At 43.5% G+C, this 23,759-nt stretch carries 11 protein-coding genes; 2 read left to right on the plus strand and 9 right to left on the minus strand.

Translation table 11 applies throughout. The features are described 5' to 3' along the window. Positions 1-180: 180 nt before the first annotated feature. From GJV22_RS00500 to GJV22_RS00530, 9 genes are all read right to left on the minus strand, one after another. Positions 181-1,599 (minus strand): DUF1593 domain-containing protein, encoded by a 1,419-nt coding sequence (locus GJV22_RS00500; RefSeq protein ID WP_163707186.1) that lies wholly within the window; start codon positions 1,597-1,599, stop codon positions 181-183. 146 nt (positions 1,600-1,745) lie between these two features. Continuing rightward, positions 1,746-2,720, minus strand: a complete 975-nt coding sequence (locus GJV22_RS00505; RefSeq protein WP_163707189.1) for a glycoside hydrolase family 43 protein — start codon at positions 2,718-2,720, stop codon at positions 1,746-1,748. Between the two features lie 87 nt (positions 2,721-2,807). Further along, positions 2,808-2,939, minus strand: a complete 132-nt coding sequence (locus GJV22_RS22280; protein ID WP_262888199.1) for a hypothetical protein — start codon at positions 2,937-2,939, stop codon at positions 2,808-2,810. A gap of 214 nt (positions 2,940-3,153) precedes the next feature. Next, positions 3,154-5,649 carry a sugar-binding domain-containing protein gene (locus tag GJV22_RS00510; protein WP_163707192.1) on the minus strand — a complete coding sequence of 832 codons (2,496 nt, stop codon included), beginning with the start codon at positions 5,647-5,649 and terminating at the stop codon, positions 3,154-3,156. 60 nt (positions 5,650-5,709) lie between these two features. After that, a complete protein-coding gene (locus GJV22_RS00515; protein WP_163707194.1) occupies positions 5,710-6,705 on the minus strand; it encodes a glycoside hydrolase family 43 protein in 996 nt (331 codons plus the stop codon). A 355-nt stretch (positions 6,706-7,060) separates the two neighbouring features. Continuing rightward, entirely contained in the window at positions 7,061-7,192 is a 132-nt protein-coding gene (locus tag GJV22_RS22285) for a hypothetical protein (protein WP_262888200.1), read from the minus strand. A 311-nt stretch (positions 7,193-7,503) separates the two neighbouring features. Beyond that, positions 7,504-10,119: a LamG-like jellyroll fold domain-containing protein gene (locus tag GJV22_RS00520; RefSeq protein ID WP_163707199.1), complete on the minus strand. Its 2,616-nt coding sequence runs from the start codon at positions 10,117-10,119 to the stop codon at positions 7,504-7,506. Positions 10,120-10,576: 457 nt separating this feature from the next. After that, positions 10,577-13,378 (minus strand): LamG-like jellyroll fold domain-containing protein, encoded by a 2,802-nt coding sequence (locus GJV22_RS00525; protein WP_163707202.1) that lies wholly within the window; start codon positions 13,376-13,378, stop codon positions 10,577-10,579. A gap of 170 nt (positions 13,379-13,548) precedes the next feature. After that, a complete protein-coding gene (locus tag GJV22_RS00530; RefSeq protein ID WP_163707205.1) occupies positions 13,549-15,978 on the minus strand; it encodes a sugar-binding domain-containing protein in 2,430 nt (809 codons plus the stop codon). A 197-nt stretch (positions 15,979-16,175) separates the two neighbouring features. On the opposite strand from GJV22_RS00530, the gene GJV22_RS00535 reads away from it, so the two are divergent. Then, a complete protein-coding gene (locus tag GJV22_RS00535; RefSeq protein WP_163707208.1) occupies positions 16,176-20,279 on the plus strand; it encodes a two-component regulator propeller domain-containing protein in 4,104 nt (1,367 codons plus the stop codon). Positions 20,280-20,673: 394 nt separating this feature from the next. After that, positions 20,674-23,616: a LamG-like jellyroll fold domain-containing protein gene (locus GJV22_RS00540; protein ID WP_163707210.1), complete on the plus strand. Its 2,943-nt coding sequence runs from the start codon at positions 20,674-20,676 to the stop codon at positions 23,614-23,616. The last annotated feature ends 143 nt before the right edge of the window (positions 23,617-23,759 follow it).

Consider the following 23,759-nt stretch of genomic DNA (forward strand, 5'->3'; position numbering starts at 1 on the left):
AAAATAAACTTGCAGATCCTTTTTAATAGAGGTCATTTTGATTTATCAGGGGGGATATTCTCTCAAAAGACAAGTATTCCATACTTTAGCCATAGCCAAATATTTTGTGAACGAGAAAAAAACATCTCCTACAATTAAAAAAGCGGTACAGGTCGAATAGCTTTTGAAATTCGTATTTCACTATCTCACCGTAATGATCACCCGCTGGTAACGCGTTAACGAAGGTTCACCGGAATCGCTCACCTCACAAACCATATGAAATGTTTCCCCGTCTTTTGCGTCTTCCTGGATCCGAATGGTCGTTTTTGCCGTTTCCGACGTTGCAATCGTATCTCCATCATAAGTTCCGGCTTCAACATAGTGCCACCACTTAAATGAGAGTTGATCGCCATCCGGATCAGTCGTAGCCGAAGCATCCAGTTTAACCTTCGATCCTGGCTTGGCAATAATATTTAAAGGTGTGTTTTTCAAACGTACCACCGGATGATGATTTGCGGAAGCGTAATCTTTCACGCACCAAGCTGCACGCGCTGCAAAATCATTCTGAACAGCTGGCAACCAACGCCAGATCGGCTTGAAGTAGTGTGTCCGGATCGGACGCTTAACTGTCGTAGTATCATGTTCCATCTTTTTCGACCAGCTATTACTGAAGCCCCAACGGCCATCCGGGTGTTTATAGGTCGAATCCGGTAGCGGGTCCATCCATACATTGTTACGAACGTTAACATAGCGACCTCCCCACCCACCGTTGCCGGGCGATTCCATGCTCCGCAAACCGGTTGGAACATTATACAGAAATGACGGCGTATCACCTTCGGCATTGAACGCACCTTGGTTGTTTTCATACGCACTGCAAAGCGGGCCATGCCCCTGCAGAATATTTTTGGTCATCCAGTCGGCTTCAAAATAAGTCTTCACCTGCTCAGGCAACACTTTCGGCCAGATATAGGCCATGCAATCAAACTGGTCGGAAATAATGGTTGGAATATTGAACTGCTCCCAGTTAGGGCGGATGTACTCCTGGTAGCTTTCGTCCTGTTCCCAAATCAGGAAAAGGCGCATCTTACCGGCTACCTCGGCCATTCTTTCGGGTTCGTCTTCCTGGATTATTTTTAGCGCCCGGGCAATCGTGTTACAGCCTCCCCACGCCTGTATCCACACTGGCCCTGCATCGCTTTTATCCAGCAAAACGCGGGCAATCAACTCTGCACCTTCGGTACGAATCGAATCCACTCCTACTCCGTTAATGTTGCCAACTTTCCATTTACTCAACAAATATTCAGGAGCGGGATAAGCAGGATCGTGCAATAACAAATTCTGGTATACCTGCGCATAAAGTGCAATATAATCCTTTACCCAATCCACTGGATGAAAGGCATTCCAGCCCTCACCTCCAACCCAATGGAACTGGGAACTACTATTGATGATGCCCTCGACGTCGAACTCGTTTGATGTCAGCAGAAAACGAACCATAGACGCCCGATCGTCCGCTTCACCATCAGTCGTGACAATGACACGGGGTCTGGTACTTTGACTAAAAGTCTTTATGCTCCCAGCAAACAGCAGGACTAAAAGGAGCAAAATCATTTTTCTATTCATCCGCTATTGCTTTATTATTCATCCGTTTTTATTTGCACCCATTTCTAATATCTAAATATAACAAATAGAAAAACAGCGTTTCTGATTTCGGAAAAGCATCCGTCAGAAAACACTGTTTTCAGGTTGAAAAATGCTACGGCAATTTCTTACTGTGGGACCACTCCTTCGGTTGTCATTTGTACTCTTTTCAGGGTTCCATCAGGATTATAATATAATCGATCAATACACACCGAACGTAAATAACTTCCTCCCGCAGTCGGAATAGAACCATTGTGATAGACAAAGTACCAATTGCCTTTGTACTCCACAATCGACTGGTGATTGGTGTTACTGTTACCAGCCACCTCGTTCAATATTCCTTTGTACTCCCATGGTCCCTCAATGCTTTTACTCATCGCATAGCAAATCTTTTCGGGGAACCAGGCAGCATAAGAGAGATAATACCAGTCGCCATGTTTATGAATCCACGGAGCTTCTGTAAAATCTGGCAAATTGAAGGTCTTTATCTCACTATCCAGCTCAATCATATTATCCTTGAGTTTGGCGTAATAACAACAAGTATTCCCCCAAATCAGGTAGGCCTGTCCGTCATCATCAATCCACACGGTCGGATCAATATCGTCCCATGAAATACTGGTACAATCCTTCGTCATATCATTGGTAACCAAAGCAGAACTGCGGGCATCAACAAAAGGTCCTGTTGGGCTATCTGAGACTGCAACACCAATCGCTTTTCCACCGGTTTGATGTTCGGTGGAAACATACCAGTAGAACTTGCCATTCCGTTCGATCACCTGAGCGGCCCACGAACTGTGATCCTTTGCCCACTTGAAGTCACCTGTTTTCATGGGAACCGGGTATTCTTTCCAAGTCTTAAAATCCTGGGTTGAGAAAACCAACCAATTGGGCATATTATACCATTTACCATCACCGGTATCCTGGCCGGCATACACATAAAATACATCGTTGTGCACAAAAGCTGCCGGATCGGCTGTATACTTATGTGTAATTACCGGGTTTCCGGTCGCTTCGAACTGGTATACCGAGTCAAATTGCGCATGCGCAGAGCAAGACCACATCACAATTGCGATCAACATACAGAGTTGATATACTTTTCTCATTTCTTTTGTTTTTTTTAAAGAATTTAAAATCTCTCGGCATTGGGTTTTAACCAATAGGGAGAGATTTTCACTCTAATTTAACCGATGCTAGGCTAATTCATACTGTATTTCCCGATAACGACCTACATTGTCGTAAAAAACTAAATTTTCAAAAGCAAGCCGACTCATTTCAGACTTTTCACCTGTTTCCTGATCCATTACAATTACTCTTTCTTCCATCTTCTTATCCTTTCCTTATTTATCCGTTAAAATTTCATCCCAAAAGATTCTTGTTAGACCTTTGTCAATAAATATCATAGAGGAAGTATGTGTTTCCATTTTATTTAATCAGCCACATACACCTAATCTATTTCACCTTTTATCAGCGAATTACATTGACCAACCAAATAACAAGATCACTTTCAGAACCTTGCCATTTGCCTCTTATTTACTTTTATTTGACTTCAAATTTCGTTTCCACCGGTTCTAACCAGGCGGCTGAAAATTTCACGTTGACTTCACCCGATTTTTCTCCGGCACGAATATAGGCAATTAAGCGCCCGTGAAATACCCGTTGTTTGTTGTCGGTATAGTCACCCATATCTTCGTTATTACTGGCCTCTAAACCTAGCAATTTGGCATTACCCAGAATCTGGCAGGTAATATCTTCGTCCGACAACATCACCGGCACACCATTCTCGTCAACAACCTGGATCGCAATCTGCGCAACACCATTTTTAGCAACCGACGTTTCTTCCTCAATCAATTTGATGGCATACGGACGACCTGAAGATTCAATTGTATTGCTGCTCACTTGTTTGCCGTCGGCATCCATTCCAACAACTTCGAGCTTACCATCCCGGTAAGGAATGTCCCAGTAGATGATCCCTGTCTGGTCGTCGTAAGGCTTTTTCTCGCCTACCACTTTGCCATTCAGCAGCAATTCAGCCTGTGCTGCATTCGTATAGCAAACCACACGAATCAATTCCCCTTCCTGATAGTTCCAGACTGGCCAGGCATCCATCGAAGGTACTTTCTCTTCGTAATCTCCACTGGCATTTTCAGCATCCAGTTGCGACCAAACATCTTTCATCTGGCTTTTGCTACCGTGGCCGGGTGTTGAGTAGGTTCCCAGGTAAGCCATTGGCTTGTCCGACCACAGAGACTGACGGTAGTAACCTCGCGGTTTAATGAAGCCGCCAAAATCGAGTAGACCGGAATAAAAACCGCGCGAAGGCCAACTACCGGATTCCCCCAAGTAGTCAATACCTGTCCACAAAAACTGTCCGAAAACAAAATCACGCGATGTCACGGCTTTCCATGCGGCAAAGTCATGACGGTTCTCGCTGCCGAAAAGAACCCGGGTAGGATATTCGGCGTGGTCGTGATCGTACAAACTTTCGGTATAGTTATAACCGGTAACGTCCAATGCAAAAGGATAACCGGTTTGGTTTGACATGGCCACACCGGCTAAACCTGCTGTAGTTGGGCGCGATTGGTCGTATTGTTTCACCACCTTAACCAAGCGCTCTGCAATCTCACCAAGCTGTTTGGCATCGGGCGCTTCTTTTTTGTACCCACCGAAAATAGGTTGCGTAAAGCCGGTTTCTGCTCCGCCAGCCAATACCGGGTGTGAATACGGATCGTTCGGGTAATCTACTTCGTTACCAATACTCCAGGCAAAAATAGAAAGATGGTTGCGATCACGCTTCACCTGGTCTGCCAAGTCCCGTTCTCCCCATTCGTCAAAAAAGTCGAACGTTCCCTGGAAACCCGGTGTCCCAACATTCCAGCCTTGTAACCACTTGCGTTTTGGGTATTCCCACTCATCAAACGCTTCATCTAAAACAAGCAAACCAAGCTCGTCGCACAAATCATATAAATCCGAAGCTTGCGGATTATGACTCGTACGAATGGCGTTCACGCCAACTTCTTTCAATGTCAATAGTCTTCTCTTCCACACTTCGCGAGGTACGGCCGATCCCAACACGCCTCCATCGTGATGCAAACAAACACCTTTCACTTTTATCGACTCACCATTGAGTGCAAAACCTTTATTCGGATCGAATGTGAAATGGCGAAAACCAGTTGTTGTTGTCGCTTCGTCAATTAAATCGCCTCCACGGTAAACGGAAGTTTTCAGTGAATATAAATTCGGAGTCTCAAGCGACCAAAGTTCCGGATTAGTCACTTTAAGTGCGGTTTGTATTTTAGCCGCCTGGCTGGCGTCAACCGACAATTTATCGGATGATTTTGCAACCAGCTTGTTGGCGCGGTCAAACAATTCATTCGTCACGGTTAAAGCAGACGACTCTGATGAACCATTATCAACGTTCACTTCAACCTGGAGCTGGTACCCCTTCTTAAGTTGCTCCGGGTAAGCATAAACTCCCCATTGCGCGATATGAACTGGATTGGCATAAACGACCCAAACGTCCCGGTAAATGCCCGATCCGGTATACCAGCGTGAATCAGCCGATTGGCTGTGATCAACCCGAACTGCAATCAAATTCTCCTCACCAAACTTGATGAAGGGCGTTGCATCGTACATAAACGAGATATAACCGTTGGGACGCTTGCCCAACGAATGGCCATTCACAAACACTTCGCTACGATTGTAAACGCCTCCGAAATAGAGGTAAATTTTTTCTCCCTGCTTATCGGCAGGAACATCAAGCTGCTTGCGATACCAACCAATTCCTCCCGGCAAGTAGCCGGTGGCACTAGCCAATGTTGGACTCAGCTGTCCTTTCACACTCCAGTCGTGCGGCAGATCGACGGTCTTCCAACGGCTGTCATCCAAGCCGGTTTGTGCTCCGTCTTCGATATTCTTCAGCACAAATTTCCAGTTCTTGATAATCAGATTCTCCTGTCCAAATCCAGCTTGAGCAAATAACGAGTTCACACAAAACACGGAGAACAGAAGCAGTAGTAAAATCCTATATTTCATAGCTTTATAAACGTTATTTATTTCGATTCATTCAAATATTAAAACATATAATTCCCGCTATCATCTGAGATCATTAGGCGCTCCCCATTTATCCATAACGCGTTGAAGCTCCTCTTGTGTTATTTGAATAACAGATCCGTGACGCGGGTGAAAATTCATATCTACCGCATGATCCACAACCTTGAACTGGTCGAGATCAACACTCTCACAAAACTCGTAACTACCTTTCATGTAAACGTCATACATCATGATATAAGTGTCACTTTCAATCAACTTGAAAATTGACGAGCCCTCAACTGCTTCCGATGTCTGCTGTTTATAGCCAGGTTGCTCAATCCACCGGCCGGAGCCAAGCGAATCGGTTAATGCTTCACAAATGCCGTTTCCATGACCTTCAGTTTTGTAAAATAGATGAAAAATACCGTTCTTAAAAATGATGTCTCCATCAATGGTTGAAATGCCACTCCGGGGACGAAACAAAACCTCAGGCTCGCCTTCCAAATCGGTGAAATCGTCGTTTGCATAGGCGTAGTAGATAATATCCGGACCGGTACCATGCTGCATCGACCAGTAAACCATATATTTTCCGACAACCGGATCGTAAATGGTTTGAGGAGCCCAAACGCGTTTCAAATCTTCCTGCCCTTCATATTTTTCCTGGATATTGATCACTGAAGAAGTCCAGTTGACCAAGTCGTTAGATTTTAACAAAACCATCGCCCGGTTTGAATCCCAACCTTTATTGGAAGTCATATCGGTAAGTACCATGTAAAATGAATTGTCATCGGCTCCTCTTAGAATATGCGGATCGCGCACTCCTCCGGTTGAGCTTATTTCTTTGGAATCCAGTACAGGTTCATTCTCATTTAACGCCCAGTATTTAAAGCCGTCCATACTTACGGCAAAGCGAACTGCCTCTTCACTTTGCTCATTACCCGTGAAGTAAGCAAACAGGTACGCTCCTTTATTTGTTGATTTAGTTGCGCAAGAGAAAAGAGGTAGAACGACAGTTCCAATTAGCAAGTATTTTTTCAGGTTCGATCTAATTCGCATCATTTTTCAATTTATTGGTTGTTATTGTAATTGGCTATCTCCGACTTCGAACAAAGCAGATTATCTGCCTGTAATCCATTGGTCCATTGGTCACCAAAAATATTCCGAATACAAGAATTACCCGGTAACAGCTTCGTCAAATACAGGTAACAAAATCGTCAAACCTTCTCTGGATGCAACGAGAAACGCTCCATCGCTGAAAATTCCGTTCAGAAGTCCTTCCTCAGTCCCTTACACACACTCCGATAACAAGAAAGCTCACTTCCCGAATAGAGAAAGTAAGCTTTCGGTAAAATGCATTTTGAAACAAACTGCTTGTTATTTTACAGGCCCATCATTAATAAAAACGAATCTTCTTTTATTCGTTTTCAGATTCCAAATTACGAATGATCCAATCCAGAGCCATATCTTTACGATGCAAGCGAATGGTTTTGACCAGATCTAAAAATTGGCGCAGTTTTGCTTTTGCTTTTAGTAAATATCTTCTCATTAAAAAATGGTTTAAAATAACGATCGGGAAATTCATATAGTCTTCCTTCCTCTAATCAATAATTTATCAGCCTTTAGTTTTTAAAGCACGAACTGATTATGGCTCTTAATAAATGCTGCTTTTTTATTGCTCCTCTGCTTGTGTTTAATTAAGGCCCGCAAGATAAATTTGATACATCGAGCTCAGTATTTCCAGCTGATTTGATATCGTCAGGTCAGCATATAACTCAGCAGAAAGAGATTAAAAAGAGTGATCAACCCAAATCCAGACTAAGAATCTGGAATAACAACCCAACAAAAACTGACTATGAATTAATGCTTTACGATTATTTTCTTAGTGATTACGCCTTCACTAGTGCTCAACCTTAACAAATAAATTCCGGTAGCTAAACCGGATACGTCCAGGTCGGTATTACCGCTCGATTTGATGTCGATATTTGTCACCACTGCTCCGTTCATATTGAGCAGTTGCAGGTCGGAGTAGTCTCTCTTACTAAATTCTGAATAGGTGACATGCAGTATATTATCAACAGGATTAGGCCAAACTGATAAGTCGGTGTCATCCATAATCCGATCATACACATCGGTTGTCAAATCATCGTAAAGTCCTTGCACCTCGGTGGCTGACAATTGATAATTATAAATTCGGAAATCGTCAACTGCGCCTTCAAAAAATTTCTTTGTCGATTGATTAACGCCTATGTAGTTTATCATCGGGTTGAAATCAGAAGGGCGGATGGTTATATCTGTCGACTCAGCCACCTTTAAACTATTAAGATAGATCGCAGCACCATCGTTTCCGAGGGTTACCACCAGATGAACCCAGGCATTTGCGGACAGGGCAGATGCATTCAGTTTTTGTTCAACTCCATCATTCTTGATCGCCAACTGCATTTGGCCTGAAATTGACGGCGAGAAGTACATATAATCGTCGGCACCATCGCTGAAACTAAATAAATACTGGCCAATAGAAAAACCGGCCCATTTCACCCAGGCAACAACTGATATTTCCTGTTGATTAGCAACTTCTTCCGATAACTGGACAAAATCGTTCGAACCATTTAGCGACAGGGCGTCAGTCCCTTGTCGGCCTGGAACAAAAGTACCACCCTGAGCACCGGCATGGTTTAGGTTAGCTGTGTTATCCTTGGTATCTCCGTCGAATTTAAGGTATTCAACCAAATCATTTTCTCCCGTGGCACTTGCTGATACTTCTGCTGACTTGCCGGAACGGTTAAGTGAATGATCCACCGCTCTGACGGTATAAAAGTAAGGAACGCCTTCCTGCGTTGTATTGTCAACAAAAGCAGTGGTATTCACTGACCGGGCAATGGTATTGTAGGCACCACCTGCCGCCTCAGAACGTAAGATATCGTACCCTGCGACATCGGTTTCCGGACTGGCAGACCACTCCAGCTTTACCGAGCAAGCGTTTCCTGTAGCTGCTAAATTTTCAGGCACACTGGGTGCATCAAACTCAACCTCTGCATCAATGGGCAGCAAGCGCCACTGCTGACTGTTGTCCCCTGTTTTCTCCCATTGCACAATATTTCCAGACTCGTCCGCTTGTACACAGTAGGTACTTTCTCTGCTCCGGATATAGAACCAGCCATCCTCACTATATTCCAGATACCATTGTTGATTACCAGCCCCTCCATCATCCCACAGGCTGATTTTCCCACCGTTATCCAATGAGTAATTATACAAATCGAGTCTTCGGGTTGTGCTGGAACCGGGCCTGATGTGGTAATAACTGACATCATTCCCATATTTGGAAACTAAAGGGTTAATCGTCAACTGCTGAGTATTCAAATCGGAAGGATCTGCCAAATAAACATTCGCTTCATTGTAGTCGCCAGCCACTTCCATCACCTTCCCGCTCTGACGGTTAACCAATTTATATGTACCATTAATTGCCGGCTGGATATCTTCTCCCCAGCTAACATTGAACACTCGTTCTGCAAAATACTGGTCTGCTGTCATATAACCGCTTCCTCCCGGCAATTCCTTTACAAAATCATAGCGAGGCCCAACACCTTCAAAATAAACCGGTCTGTCCTTGGAGATAAAGCGATAAGTGGTCGTAGTCGCCTGGCGCTCTGATCCACCCAAAAAAGCTTGCACCTTACCATCCGTTTGCCTGTAAACTGCAGCCGCAGTCCATTTCGGGCGATGTTCGGCATAGCCCAGTCTTACACCATTACAGGCTTTCACGAATTCACCGCGGGCCAGGTTCGCATATCCCCAGTAGATACCCGCCTGCAATCCATATTCCGCTCCAACAATGGCTTCCATGATATCGTGTACTTCGTCATTCGTTGCATAATGACCGTTTGCCTTTACCGTTTGATAAAATGAAGCATAAGAATCAAAAGTACCAGCCAATTGATGGGTATTCCCCTCATTCACCCCTACCGGGAGACAATAGTTGTACCAATCGTAAGCAAAATCCGGATTTAAGGTGTTTCCACCACAAAAGCGAACGCCTTCAAAATAACCACTGTTCTGACAAGCTTCAAATAAATGATAATCATCGTCCATGGTTGCCGGGGCATAACCAGGGTCCGGTTCATTAAATCCGGTAATGGATACAACTGTATGACCGAAGCTTTCAACGTAGTCCTTGGCGAGTTTCATGAGCAGGGCATAGCGCGACCAATCCTGTCGATACCACAAATCATTATCATCTGCCCCTCCGGGGTTCAACATAATCTGCATCGGAGCACCATCCGAGCCCGTCTCTGCCTGATCGATGCGGTCCTTGATCCAGTCTTTTTGCCATTGATTAAGCTCATTCCCATTTAGCAGGGTATCTCCGGGGAACGCGGGTATCCTTGTTATTTGCACATTTTCTACGCCCAAATAGCGCTTGCCCATTTCCCAAATACCGTAGTTTGTCCAACCTCCGGCATCCATTCCCCAAATCATCGGTTTGTAATCGCCAGTCCCAAAATAATCAAAAGTAACTGTTCTGTCAGCAACAGGTTGAGCAACTATGTTGTCACTCGTACTTACAGGTTAGGCAAAAGCACCGGTTATAGTACCCAAAAATAGAAATAGATTAAGTAAACTTCTTTTCATCGTTCAGTTCGGTTTAGTTTAACTGATTAAGTTTGATAAATGGGCAATAAACAATCGCGAATTGTAATCCGATTTGTTACTCCCATTTATCTAAAATATTTCGAATGTTACAATTATCTGGTAACAGCTTCGTCAAATACAAGTAACAAACCAGTCAATTGCGCGAAATCCACTACTTTGAGTTCTCAGGTTATCGATTTAGACAAGAAAGAGACAAAACGCCAGAAGATAAAAAACGAGGGTGGCAGGTGATCTTATCGATTGACAGCTGACCAATACCACCCAAACAAAAACTGACTATGGATTAGTGCTTTATAATTACTTTTTTCGTGATCGATCCTTCGCTTGTCGTTAACTGCAGCATATAAACCCCCGAAGATAAATTTGAAACATCGAGGTCGGCATTACTGCTCGGTTTGATATTCATATTCGTTACCACACTACCGTTCATATTGAAAAGCTGGAGCGTAGCAGAATCGCGTTTACTGAATTCGGAATAGGTAACATGCAAGATACTATTGGCTGGATTCGGCCAAACCGACAAATCGCTTTCTTCCATGATTTGGTCAAACACGTCAGTGGTTAAATCACCGTAAAGTGCAGTCACCTCTGTTGCAGAAAATTGATAGTTATACACCCTGAAATCATCAATCACTCCGTCAAAAAACTTCTTTGTTGACTGATTAACACCGATATAATTAATCATCGGATTGATATCAGAAGGCCTGATAGTTATACCTGTCGACTCAGCAACCTTATCACCATTCAGATAAATCACAGCACCTTCGTCTCCGAGAGTTACCACCAAATGAACCCAGGTATTGGCAGATAACGCAGATGTATTCAGTTTCTGCTCAACGCCGTCCTTCTTGATGGCAAACTCCAATTGTCCGGAAAGGGACGGTGACAGATAGATATACTCACCGGCACCATTACTGAAACTAACTAAATGCTGACCAACTGAAAAACCGGCCCACTTCACCCAAGTAGCAATCGTAATTTCGGAATGACTGGCGATATCCTCAGGTAGCTGCACAAAATCACTGGAGCCATTTAACGATAACGCTCCGGAACCTTGTTTACCTTGAACAAATGTCCCTCCGTTCAATGCACCGTGATTCAGGTTAACCGTCTTATCCAGTGTGTTGTCATCATCAAATGTAAAATATTCGACCAAATCATTTTCCCCGGTAGCACTTGCAGAAACTTCTCCGGAGTAGGCTGAGTGATTCAAAGCTTGATCCACTGCTTTAATCTTATAGAAATAAGTGACACCTTCCAGCGTTGAATTGTCAACAAAAGCTGTCGCGGTTACATTTCTCGCAATTGTATTGTATTCTCCTCCGGCAGACTCAGCACGTAAAATGTCGTAACCGGCGACATCAGTTTCAGAACTGGCCGTCCACTCCAGTTTAACCGACGCTGCATATGGAGTAGCAACCAAACTTTCCGGAGCGCTCGGAGCGTCAAATTCAACTGCGGCATCAATGGGCAGGAAACGCCATTGTTGACTTTCGCTACCATTCTTTTTCCATTGCACGATATTGCCATCTACATCAACGTCAATACATTTTGTGCTCCATCGACTACCGATATAAAACCAGCCGTCTTCATTATAATCCAGGTACCATTGTTGATTGGCACCACCTGTGCTTTGATATTGGTTTAATTCACCGCCATCTTCTAAAGACCAATTCCAAACGTCGGGCGATTTACTTGTATTTACTGAGATGATCGAGTAATAGCTAAAGTCTCCCCCGATTCTGGAATTTACTGGAGTTACCTTCCATTGTTGGCTAGTGGAAGCTGAGGACGTAGCCAGTTGAATATTGGCCCCATTTGCACTACCAGCCACCTCGACCACCTGTCCGCTTTTCCGGTTGACTAACAGATACGTTCCATTGACCAATGGTTGCACGTCCTCCCCGGAGGTAATATTAATTACGCGTTCAGCATTGGTCTGACCTTGTCCATATCCCGTACCTCCGGGCATTGTTAATGCAAATACCCGCTGTGGTCCATAACCGTCGAAATACGCCACCCTGTCCTTTGAGACAAAACTAAAAGTCGTAGTCGCAGCCTGTCTTTCAGACGTACCGCCAAAAGCTTGCACCTTCCCTTCAGAAGTACGATAAACTGCCGCGGCAGTCCAGTTATTTCGATGCTCTGCATAACCAATCCGCTGTCCGTCAAAAGCCTTAACCATTTGGCCACTGGCATAGTCGATATCGGCCCACCAGATTCCGGTTTGCATGCCATATTCGTAACCGACGAGTGCTTCAACGATGTTATGTAATTCATCAAGCGTAGCATGGTTTCCATCTGCGGCAACCGTTTGAAGGAAGTTGGCATATCCATCGAAACTACCCGCTAACTGGTGGGTATTTCCTTCGTCTAATCGATCCTTTAAATAGTTGTACCACGGCAATGCCTCGTCACAATTCAATGTGTTGCCGCCGGAAATGCGTATATCGTTAAATCGTGTATTATTCCTCAATTCGCCGCATATATCATAAAAGGCAGCTTTACCATCGCCCCCCGCTGAATATTGATTCCACCCGTAATCAGGCTCATTAAACGGTGCTACTGAAACGACCGTGCGGCCTGCATCCTGAACATATTTTGTCGTTTGATCGATCAACTGTGCCCATCGGGCAGGATAATCCCGGTACCAGGCGTCAACACCATCGAAGCCAGACCCTGCCGGCGCATCATGATCACAATTTAACGCCACTGTTGTTCCCGTATTGGTATAATTATTAACGATGTCAATACGATATTGAAGTTCTTTTATTTGTTCTGTGGTAAGAGCGGTATCACCGATTAACGCCTCTAAAGGTGTAAACGACAACCTCGCCACATCTACCTGATCAATTCCCATAAACAGGACGGCACGACGAAAATTTGTTTCATCATCCCAAGCAAGATCAGGCCCAAATTCTACCGTTTTGGAAATGCCCGGGTCTGTCAGATCAAATGCCACATTTCGATCCGCAACCGGCTGCACAACGAGGTTGTCACTGGTGCTGGCAGTTTGCGCATTGATTCGGGGGATGCCAAATCCCAAAATCAACAATGTCACTGATAAAAGTATAGATCTTTTCATAGGTTATGGTTCAGCGTGTCTTCAACATTATAAGTAACTACAACTAGCAATACACATTCTTTAATTTATGAGCTAAGCTTATGAATGATTAAAGCACCGAAAGGGAGTATGAGAGCTCATCTCCCCTTCATAGCTTAGTCTTCATTCATTCCTCAGCAGCATATATTTTTCTATCGTCCGACAGCATTAATAATCAGTTCAGCATCCGGCAATTCGAGCGAGCTTACCTTTAATTTAAGTTCTCCCGGCTGTTGCGAGCTTTTAACAACAACCAATGCACGTCCCTTCCACGCCTTAGGTGTATGGCTGAAGTATGGAATAGTATCTTTTAGATTGGCATTACCGGCTGCGGCAATAACTCCTTCTCCTTCAATACTGATCGCTAAACTATTTTCCGCATTGGGAAGTATATTTCCTTCAGCATCGGTAACTTCAATGGTAACAAACGATAAGTCCTGGCCATCAGCCTGTATCGCAGTTCGGTCCGCAATTAATTTAATTTGAGCCGCTTTGCCTGCAGTTTTCAGGCTGGTTGATTCCACCTCTTTGTTGTCCTCAACGCCCACGGCTGTAATCTTTCCGGGAGTGTATGGCAGCGTAAAAGTGGCTTTAAATTCTTGTTCCAAGCCGGTCGCTTGTTCTGAGACAAGTTTGTCATTCAGGTACAATCGAACTTTAGAATATTTCGAATACACCTCAATTTCAATGTCTTTCCCTTTGTAGCCCGGCCAGTTCCAGCTTTCCCAGGTTGGCCAAACAGCCCACATGGTTGTTTTGATCTCTCCTTCGGCAGGGTTTGGTTCCCGAACAGCCATATAGAGTTTTTCGGAATCATTCCAAAGCAAATCTCTGTAATGGGAAATTGGTTTTCTCCATCCGGTCAAATCAATATCGCCGCAATAGGCACCGTGCCAGGGATAAAAATCTCTTTCCCAGTGCTGCCCTTCGGGATCTCCCGGGTAGTAATAACGACCAATACTTGACTCTCCAAGGTAGTCCATTGCCGTCCAAACAAAATCGCCGATGATGTAATCGTGGTTTTGGACCATATCCCAGTTATAAAATGCATCTTTCGGGTAAGATTCAGATTGAAAAACGATACGGGAGGGTACCCGCCTGTGATCAGCTTCGGCTTCATGCATCATGTAGTTGTACCCGCAAACATCATGTTCCGCCATCAATGGGTCAAATATCTCCCAACCTTCGTTCCACGAGGTCATGGCCGAGGTCACCGGGCGTGTAGGATCAAGCTTCCGAATATAGCTGTTTAGCATTCGTGCGGTCTCAACAGCTTCCGGTTTTGTTCGCTCGATGATTTCGTTACCGCTGCTCCACATTACGATAGACGGATGGTTCCGGTCGCGCAGCACCATTGATTCGAGATCACGCTGCCACCATTCTTCGAGAATACTGGCATAGTCATGAGGTGTTTTCGCTACTCTCCAACCATCAAACGATTCGTCGATCACTAAAAGCCCCAATCGGTCACAGGCATCCAGAAATGCTTCGGAGGGTGGGTTGTGCGAAGTTCTGACAGCATTAAACCCAGCAGCTTTCAACAGTTCCACTTTCCGCTCTTCGGCCCTGTCGTATGCCGCTGCCCCTAAAATTCCATTATCGTGGTGGAGGCAACCGCCATTTAGTTTGATCTGTTCTCCGTTTAATTCAAATCCATTTTCTACACTATATTGAATTGATCGAATACCAAATGAATTATTCACCACATCAATCGGTTCGTCACCCTGTTTGACAGTGGATTTGGCAGTATACAACAGCGGACTGCCCGGTGTCCACAAGGATGGATAGTTGACCGTAATATTTTGAGTTATTTCCTTTTGGCTATTGGCTTCTAATTCAACGCTGAGTTCGTCATTTCCAACAGCAGCCCCATTATCATTTACAAGCTCAGTAGCCAGTTGGATGATTTGTTGTTTTCCGGTTTCGTTTTTGACAAGCGTTTTTACCTGCACAGTTGCGCTTTCATCGCTAACTTCAGGTGTGGTAATTGCAACACCCCAATGATCGATATGAACAAGCGAATGTGCCATCAGCCATACGTGCCGATAGATCCCCGAACCACTGTACCAACGGCAATTCTTTTGTTGTGAATTATCGACCCGAACTGCAATCACATTTTCATGGCCAAATTTGATGTAGGGACTTAGATCATAATAAAATGATGTATATCCATAGGGATGCATGCCTACTGACTGTCCGTTGACAAATACTTCGGCACTCATATAGACACCTTCGAAGTAAATGGCTATTTTTTGGTCTTTCCAATCCTTTGGAACACTGAACGACTTTCGGTACCAGCCGATGCCTGCCGGGAAATAGCCACCATCGTTACCTGTCGGATTATGCAAGGATATTTGCCCCTCAATGCTCCAGTCGTGCGGCAGGTCGAGTTGCCTCCAGCTGCTATCGTTATAATTCTCATTTCCGGCATCCGGATAATCTCCTAATGCAAATTTCCAGTCAAAATCGAATTTCTCTTTTCTTGCGACCTGCTCTTCTTTTTGATCGTTACCGGAAAAACACCCGGTCGCCAGCAGCGAGAGAAGCAGAGCAAAAGTCGAAAGCTTGAAAAGTCGTTTCATAATGTTTTCAATTAGCTCAATTGGGTTACTATTCATTTTTTCTAGTCGGTTGAAAGACCGAACAAAATTTATCATTACAAACTTATTTTAAGCAGAGATAAGCACCAACTACAAATCAATCACAAGGGGTATACAAATTCGTCAAACCTGATATTTTAGCCAGATATTACTATTTTTGCGAAGAGAACCTATTTGCTATGAAATCTTTTTTGCTTTGTATTTTCCTATCGCTTAGCCTGAGTTTACAAGCCCAGTTTCGTCAAATCAAAAAAATTGGTATTGAGGATGGTTTGTCCAATAGCTTTATCACGGGAATTACCCAGGATAAGGAAGGATTTTTATGGTTTGCAACCGAATCAGGCCTAAACCGGTTTGATGGCGAAAGTTTCATGGTTTATAAAAAGGGGAACTCAGATTCATCAAATTCAGTCAGTGCTAACGAACAGAATGCCGTTTATGCCGATCAATATGAAAATAAAATTTGGTTGGCAACGCAACGGGAAGGTCTAAATTCGTTCGATTGTGAGACCGGTGAATTCAAACATTACAGAAACGATCCTTCAGATTCAACCAGCCTTCCGACCAACGATGTCACAAACATCACCAATTCCCGGGACGGTAACTTGTGGATCACTACCTACCGAAATGGCTTTGCTTATTTAGACAAGAAAACAGAGCAATTCACCCGCTATAATCAAAGCACGCTTCCCGGTTTAGCAAGCAATACCATTTGGACAATCGCCGAAGAGCTTAATGGAACAATTTGTATCGGGCACGAAAACAACGGATTTAGTATTTTCGATCGGACAACCCGTAAAATAAAAAATTTTCAAAACATACCGGGAGACCCAACCAGTTTACCCGGCAATAAAGTCAACGATATTTTTATCGACCGGGATTCTAATATCTGGTTAGGGACCGACGGAGGATTAGCTTTATTCAACAAAAAAACCGAAAAATTCACCGTCTTTAGACATAAAGCAGGAGACGATAATTCATTGCTTTCAAACTTCATATTCAGCATCACCCAGACCAAAGACGGCCAGCTTTGGTTTGGAACTGAAAACGGAGGCATAAGCATTTTAAACACAACTAAATTTGTTTCAATAACCTCGGAGGAAACACAATTCATCAACATCACTCCGGGCTACAATATCAATTCCCTGTCAAACAAAACAGTACGACGTATTTTTGAGGATCGCTTTGAGAATATCTGGATCGGCACTTACGGCGGAGGGATCAACGTGATTAGTCATCAAGCCCCCTTTTTTAGTAATTGGACTTATTCCCCAAACCCGGAAGTTACCAACAGATTGTCCAATGCCGTAGCGTGCGGTATTTGCAGCGATGAAAAGGGCCGCATTTGGGTGGGAACTGACGGTGGCGGAATTGATATATTCGAAAACGGTGAAAAGATCAGATCGATAAACAAATCTAATTCGGGACTCACAGACAATGCTGTTCTGGCAGCCTTCCGTGATTCAAGAAATAATCTCTGGTTCGGAACCTGGGCCGGAGGTGTATCCATCCGAAAAAGCAATTCGACAAAAGTAGAAGCCTTTCCGATTGAAAACATTGGCGATGTCAGATGTTTCTCGGAAGACTCTCAAGGGCGAATCTTGATTGGTGGTTCAAACCGTCTTTTCCGATACGATCCGAACACGAAAGAAATAGCAGCCTTTACTCAAGAAAACTCGGGATTAAATGATGATTTCGTCCGAAGTATTTGTAACACTGCAAACGGACAGGTATGGGTCGGTTATTTTGGTGCAGGTATCTCAGTTTATAACGAACGGTTAGAATTGATTCGCAATTTTAACACAAGCACCGGCTTGCCTTCCAACATGATCGATGCGCTCTACTGTGATCAGGCCGGAAATGTTTGGGCAGGCTCCGGAGAGGGACTAATACACTTCAATAATGAAGATCCTACAAATTTTACGGTTTACAGCGACAATAGTCAACTAGCGGACTCCCATATTCGGGCCATTACCGAAGACTTTTCGGGTAAGCTTTGGTGCAGCACAACAAGTGGCATTTTATGCTACGACCAACAAACAAAGCAATTTTACAATTACCTCCATAAGCATTACGATGAAATTCCGATAGGTGCTTTTATGGCTGGTTCTGTCCTAAACTTTAACAACGACTGGATCATGTTTGGATCCCAAAACGGCCTCTGCTTTTTCGATCCGAAGCGACTTCCTTCTCAGTTGACCTTGCCTTCGGTCGTTTTAACCGACTTTAAAGTATACAACAAAAGGCTGGAACTATCTGATCAGGAGAGTTCGATCCAGGTTACACCGAATATCGAATTATCACATGAGCAGAATACCTTTAAAATCTCATTCAATGTGCTCGACTATGTCCTCACCGATCTTGTAGAGTACAGCTATCAATTGGATGGACTCGAAGAACGTTGGTACAATGCAGATGATAGCCATTCTGTAACATTCAGAAATATTCCTTACGGAAGTTATCGGTTCAAAATAAAATCACGCATCAGAAACCAGGAAGGTTCCGATTTAATATCGTCCTGGAATATATACATCCATCCTCCTTTTTGGCTAAGTTGGTGGGCGAAAACAATATATGCACACATAATTATCATTATTATTTGGCTCATCCTGCGTTTTTATAAAAACCGACTCGAACTAGAAAATTCGCTGATTCTTGAAAAAAATAATCACCTTAAGGATCAGGAGCTCCATACCGAAAGACTGCGATTCTTCACCAACATCGCTCACGAATTAAGAACGCCGTTAACGCTGATTTTAGGTCCGTTGGAAGATCTGATTACCGACACAAATCTTGACAGCCGACAAACGGGAAAACTAACGGCAATCCAGAAAAGTACGAAACGCTTGTTGAACCTGATCAACCAATTGATGGAGTTTCGCAAAACTGAAACCCAGAACAAACAATTAACCGTTTCGCAAGGTATGCTCGATCAATTTGTACTCGAAATTGGACAGAAATACCAAGACTTTAACAACAATAAACAATTGACAATCGATGTCGATATTGCTAAGGGTGATTACAACATGTACTTCGACCCAGAAGTGGTTACCATCATTATGGACAATCTTATTTCGAACGCGAGGAAATTTACGGAATCTGGCTTGATCAATATCGCCCTGCGAAACTTTAAGGAAAATGGAAACGAGTTCACTGAAATCACGGTAGAAGATTCCGGCATTGGAATTCAACCAGAAGCCTTACCGAGAATTTTTGACCGCTACTACCAGGAAAAAAAGAGTGCCCAACGTTCCGGTACGGGCATTGGTCTGGCACTGGTAAAAAACCTGGTTGCCTTACACGAAGCAGAAATCAAAGTTGAAAGTGAACCTGGACGCGGTACGACTTTCCACCTGATTCTATCCAAAGAAAATGAATATCCGGATGCGCTTCATGAAATCATTGGCAAACGTCGCGAAATTGCAGAAGAACAACTGGTAATCGAAGGGATTGCTGCAGACGAAAAGCCGCCAGAAATGCCACAACAAGCAAACGAGCCAGCACAAAAATCGAATCAAATCATCCTGGTTGTTGAGGACAACAAAGATATCAACCGTTACATCGTCGAATCATTAACTGACTATTACAAAGTCATTACAGCCTTTAATGGTGTAAGCGGCTTGGAAAAAGCTCGAGAGCACACTCCCGATTTGATCGTTTCGGATGTGATGATGCCCGAGATGGATGGTTTCGAATTAATGGGCAAACTAAAAGCTGATATCCGAACTAGCCACATTCCGGTTATTCTGTTAACAGCTAAAGATTCGATTGATGATAAAACAACCGGGTACGAACTAGGCGCCGAATCATACATTACCAAACCATTTACGGCCAAATTGTTGCGAAGCCGGATCACAAACCTGCTGGAAATACGGAAAAAGATAGCCGAGCAGTTTAAGGAATCGGTTGATAAAAAATCCTTTATGGACGAGTCACTCAACAACGTAGACAGGGAATTTATAGAGACAATTGCTAAGTTAATTGAAGACAATCTGGATTCGGCCGATTTGGACGTAAACTTTTTGGCTGCACGAATGGCTATGAGCCATTCTTCGCTGTACCGTAAAGTAAAAGCACTTACCGAGCAAACGGTCAACGAGTACATCCGGACGATCCGAATACGAAAAGCGGAAGAATTATTATTAACCGGTCGATATTCAATCTCGGAAGTTTCGTACATGATTGGCATGAGTAGCAGTAACTATTTCAGAAAATGTTTTAAAGAAGAGTTTGGCGAGACGCCTAGTGAATACCTGAAGAAAATAGCCTCTGAAAATACATAATCGGGCCTGTGTTAATTAGGTTTAGAGGATGCTTACACTGGCAAATAAAATTGTCGAATTGCCGCTCATTATGCAAGCTTAAACCGAAATTCAAGAAGGGATCAGGTTCTCTTATTCCTATTTTTCAAACAAATTCATACTATCCGTTAGAAGCAACTGAGACTGCAAGTTCATTTAGCCCGCGGGGGGATTCTTTAATAACCTCTGACGATTCGTTGATGTAAGAATGACGAATTTGTGACATTGTGTTATTTATATCAAACTAACTTTATTGGATAAAAATAAGCCCAACGAAAGGCTTTTTGAATAATTGTAAAATAGACCTGAGACATCCGTTCAGGAGCTGCAATTGTCTAATTCAATTCCAAATAAACCTTGTACCACTCCTAGCCCCATGAAAAAAATTTACTTCTACCTGCTCATTGCACTTACCTTGCTTCCTACTCTTACAAGCTCGGCTCAATCTGATCCCGGAACTGCAAACCTGACTCATCAATGGACATTCGATAATGGATTTGCAACAGACCTAATCGGGAACAGAAATGGTACATTAATTGGAGGTGCTACAATCACCAACAAATCTTTAAATACATCAGAAGGAGGTTATTTATCTTTTCCCGCTGCAGACTTAGGCATTAATAATTATTCTTCATTGACGACCGAGCTTTGGTTTAAATCGGCTGCAGACATGAACCCGGGAAATACCATGCTAAGTTATTTCGGTGATGCTGATTTAGACGGATCACTTGGTGCGAATTACATCTATACAAGTCCTTCCAATGGGGGAAACTGCCGCGTAGCTATTTCAACCGGGAACACAACTGATCCCTGGACTACTGAAACGGTCGTAAATAGCACCGGAGGAGCCATCGACGACGGACAATTGCATCACTTGGTGAGTGTTACTAAAGCAACAACTGTTACACTGTACGTTGATGGTGTTAATGTTGGATCTACCCCGTTAGTTGAAGCAAATACGCTTTCCGGGATAAGTACGGCAAAAGCGTTTCTATGTAAAAGCGGATATACAAATGATCCGACATGGAAAGGAATCGTCCACAAATACAGCATTTATAACAAAGTGCTTTCTGCTGATGAGGTTCTTTTTTTATACCAGCAGGGAGCAGAATCATCAACTTCTATTGATGTTTCCAAATCGTCCTTGTCCTTCGATGAAATTAACACGACGGATGAATTTACCGTTACCGGTTCGAACCTTACTGATGATATAACGCTGGAAGCACCCGCCGGAATTACTCTTTCTGCTGCAACGCTTGCTGCCGACGTATCCAATGCAGCCATTACGGTTAGTTATAATGGATCCACCGAAATAAACGGAGAGATTATTCTGACTAGTGGAAGCACAATAATGAATATCCCCATAAAGGCTGCGCCGAACACAGCTTGTTTTTCGCCACTCTATTCCAATTTACAAAACTTGATTCCCGACCCTTTTATGAACTCGATCACTGATTTCTGGGGAAACGTAAAGCTGGCATCAGGGGCAGATGTTTACTGCGGGAGTCGTTGTGTTAAAATTACCGGTAAAGCTTCCTGTTGGCCGGATGGTGGGTCAGTTGGAACGAAGAATATCACATGGTTACCCAACACAAGCTATCGTTTCCATGCAAAGATCAAAACGATGGATGGTACATTTAACATGGGAGTGCAAAATGCCAATGTAGGTGGTATTAATGATGACTATAACATTACCGTGCCGAACACGTTGGGTAATTGGGAAGATTTTGATGCTACCTTTACAACGGGTCCTTCGCCTTCACCGGGAGTTGCCTTCTTTAATAATTGCGGGCTAGCATCGGGGCTTATTGGCTATATCGATAACTGGGAACTGTACGCTTTACCCGGCATTTCAACCTCTGTTTCTGAGATATCAGTCGATGAATTCATCAATTCAACATCCTTCAAAATTACGGGTGTGGGCTTAACAGAATCTATCCTGATTACAACTCCGCCGGGAATTACCGTTGATCAGGATGTCCAGCCTGCTGATGCATCTGAAATAACCGTAAATATTAGTTACGATGGGACTTCTGCGATTAACGGTGATATTGTCTTGACCAGCGGTTCGTTTACAAAAATAATTTCAGTTACTGCTTCTAAAAATGAAGACTGTTTTATCCCACTCTATCAGGACGCAGTTAACCTGATATCCGATCCATATTTAAGCGATTTGGCTAGTTTCAGCGGATCGGGAACAAGAAGTATTAATACAGATCCCCGATATGCTTATTGTGGCGTAAGTAGTGGCAAGGTTAGCGGATCAGGATCGATCGAAAAAGACCTGACCGGCGTAATGAAGCCCAATACGACCTACCGGATAAAAGCAATGGTCTATAAGAAAAATCCGGGCAACGTAACTTACACATTGGCTATCGACTCAACGTCAAATCCTACAGCTTATGACATGATTAAAACTGCAATGGACAGTGCTTGCTGGTATTTCAACCAATATACCCCTTTTGATGCCCATATAAATGTCTATTACAATGCAGGTATTTCCACCGCTCAGGCTGACTATTACGGCAGCATTGGTTTTGGCCCTAATCAGCGATACATGTGGGTAGGAACGGCTATTCACGAAATGGATCATTATTTCGGTTCGGGAACAAGCGATGAGTGGCATAATTTGATGGTTAACGGAGCCTGGACAGGAGCAGAGGCCAATAAATTGGCGCAGTCGCTTTCCGGAAGTAATATCTACGGAGATTCCCAACATTTCTGGCCCTATGGCATCAATCAAAAAGAAGAAATTACGAATTTGGGAGACCTGGCTACCCAGGAGAAAGGATTGATCGATGCTGTAAAAATCGCTAAAGCGATGCTTGTTGACGACTCTGATTTAGTACCAAACATGTACTCGGTAGGTATCGGTGTTTATGGATGGGATGTCGATTCATCAGCTATTTATCATGAAGCAACAAGCACTGAAGAATGGCAGGATATTGATTTTATATTTACAACCGGCGAAAACCTGGAAAATATGCAAGGCGTTTACTTTAATTCAGGAAGCGGCTATATCGATAACTGGGAGATGTATGAGGTATCCGTACCAACAGCAATCTCGCAGGAATCAATCGACGCCGCATCCAAAATTTACCTGGCCAACGATAAGATCATCTCGGAAATCTATTTGCAGAACAAATCAGACATTGACATTTCCGTCTATGATCTAAATGGCAAACTACTTATCAGGGAAAAGTCCAGTGGGGGTGCCGGAGAGAACAGGCAAGCCATAAAAGCCCCCTTAAAACGCGGATTATATATTGTCAAAATAGTGACGAGTTACCAAACCATTTCTGAAAAGATCGTAAAATGAAGTTTCAAAACGATTAATTCAGCAACCGGGTATTAGTTGTCATTTGGCATAAATCATCACTAATTCGCTCTAAAAGCAGACTATTTTACCCAATCGTACAGCTTGTACTATCCTATCGTTTCACGACTTTCAAACCGACACAT

Source organism: Mangrovibacterium lignilyticum (assembly GCF_010882175.1).
Taxonomy (GTDB): domain Bacteria; phylum Bacteroidota; class Bacteroidia; order Bacteroidales; family Prolixibacteraceae; genus Mangrovibacterium; species Mangrovibacterium lignilyticum.

Bases quoted from the DNA above. Each gene is read 5' to 3' on its own strand.
- GJV22_RS00505 (WP_163707189.1), bottom strand. From the start codon at position 2,720: ATGAGAAAAGTATATCAACTCTGTATGTTGATCGCAATTGTGATGTGG.
- GJV22_RS00540 (WP_163707210.1), top strand. From the start codon at position 20,674: ATGAAAAAAATTTACTTCTACCTGCTCATTGCACTTACCTTGCTTCCT.
- GJV22_RS00520 (WP_163707199.1), bottom strand. From the start codon at position 10,119: ATGATTTGGGGAATGGATGCCGGAGGTTGGACAAACTACGGTATTTGG.
- GJV22_RS22285 (WP_262888200.1), bottom strand. From the start codon at position 7,192: ATGAGAAGATATTTACTAAAAGCAAAAGCAAAACTGCGCCAATTTTTA.
- GJV22_RS00510 (WP_163707192.1), bottom strand. From the start codon at position 5,649: ATGAAATATAGGATTTTACTACTGCTTCTGTTCTCCGTGTTTTGTGTG.
- GJV22_RS00500 (WP_163707186.1), bottom strand. From the start codon at position 1,599: ATGAATAGAAAAATGATTTTGCTCCTTTTAGTCCTGCTGTTTGCTGGG.
- GJV22_RS00515 (WP_163707194.1), bottom strand. From the start codon at position 6,705: ATGATGCGAATTAGATCGAACCTGAAAAAATACTTGCTAATTGGAACT.
- GJV22_RS22280 (WP_262888199.1), bottom strand. From the start codon at position 2,939: ATGGAAGAAAGAGTAATTGTAATGGATCAGGAAACAGGTGAAAAGTCT.
- GJV22_RS00530 (WP_163707205.1), bottom strand. From the start codon at position 15,978: ATGAAACGACTTTTCAAGCTTTCGACTTTTGCTCTGCTTCTCTCGCTG.
- GJV22_RS00525 (WP_163707202.1), bottom strand. From the start codon at position 13,378: ATGAAAAGATCTATACTTTTATCAGTGACATTGTTGATTTTGGGATTT.
- GJV22_RS00535 (WP_163707208.1), top strand. From the start codon at position 16,176: ATGAAATCTTTTTTGCTTTGTATTTTCCTATCGCTTAGCCTGAGTTTA.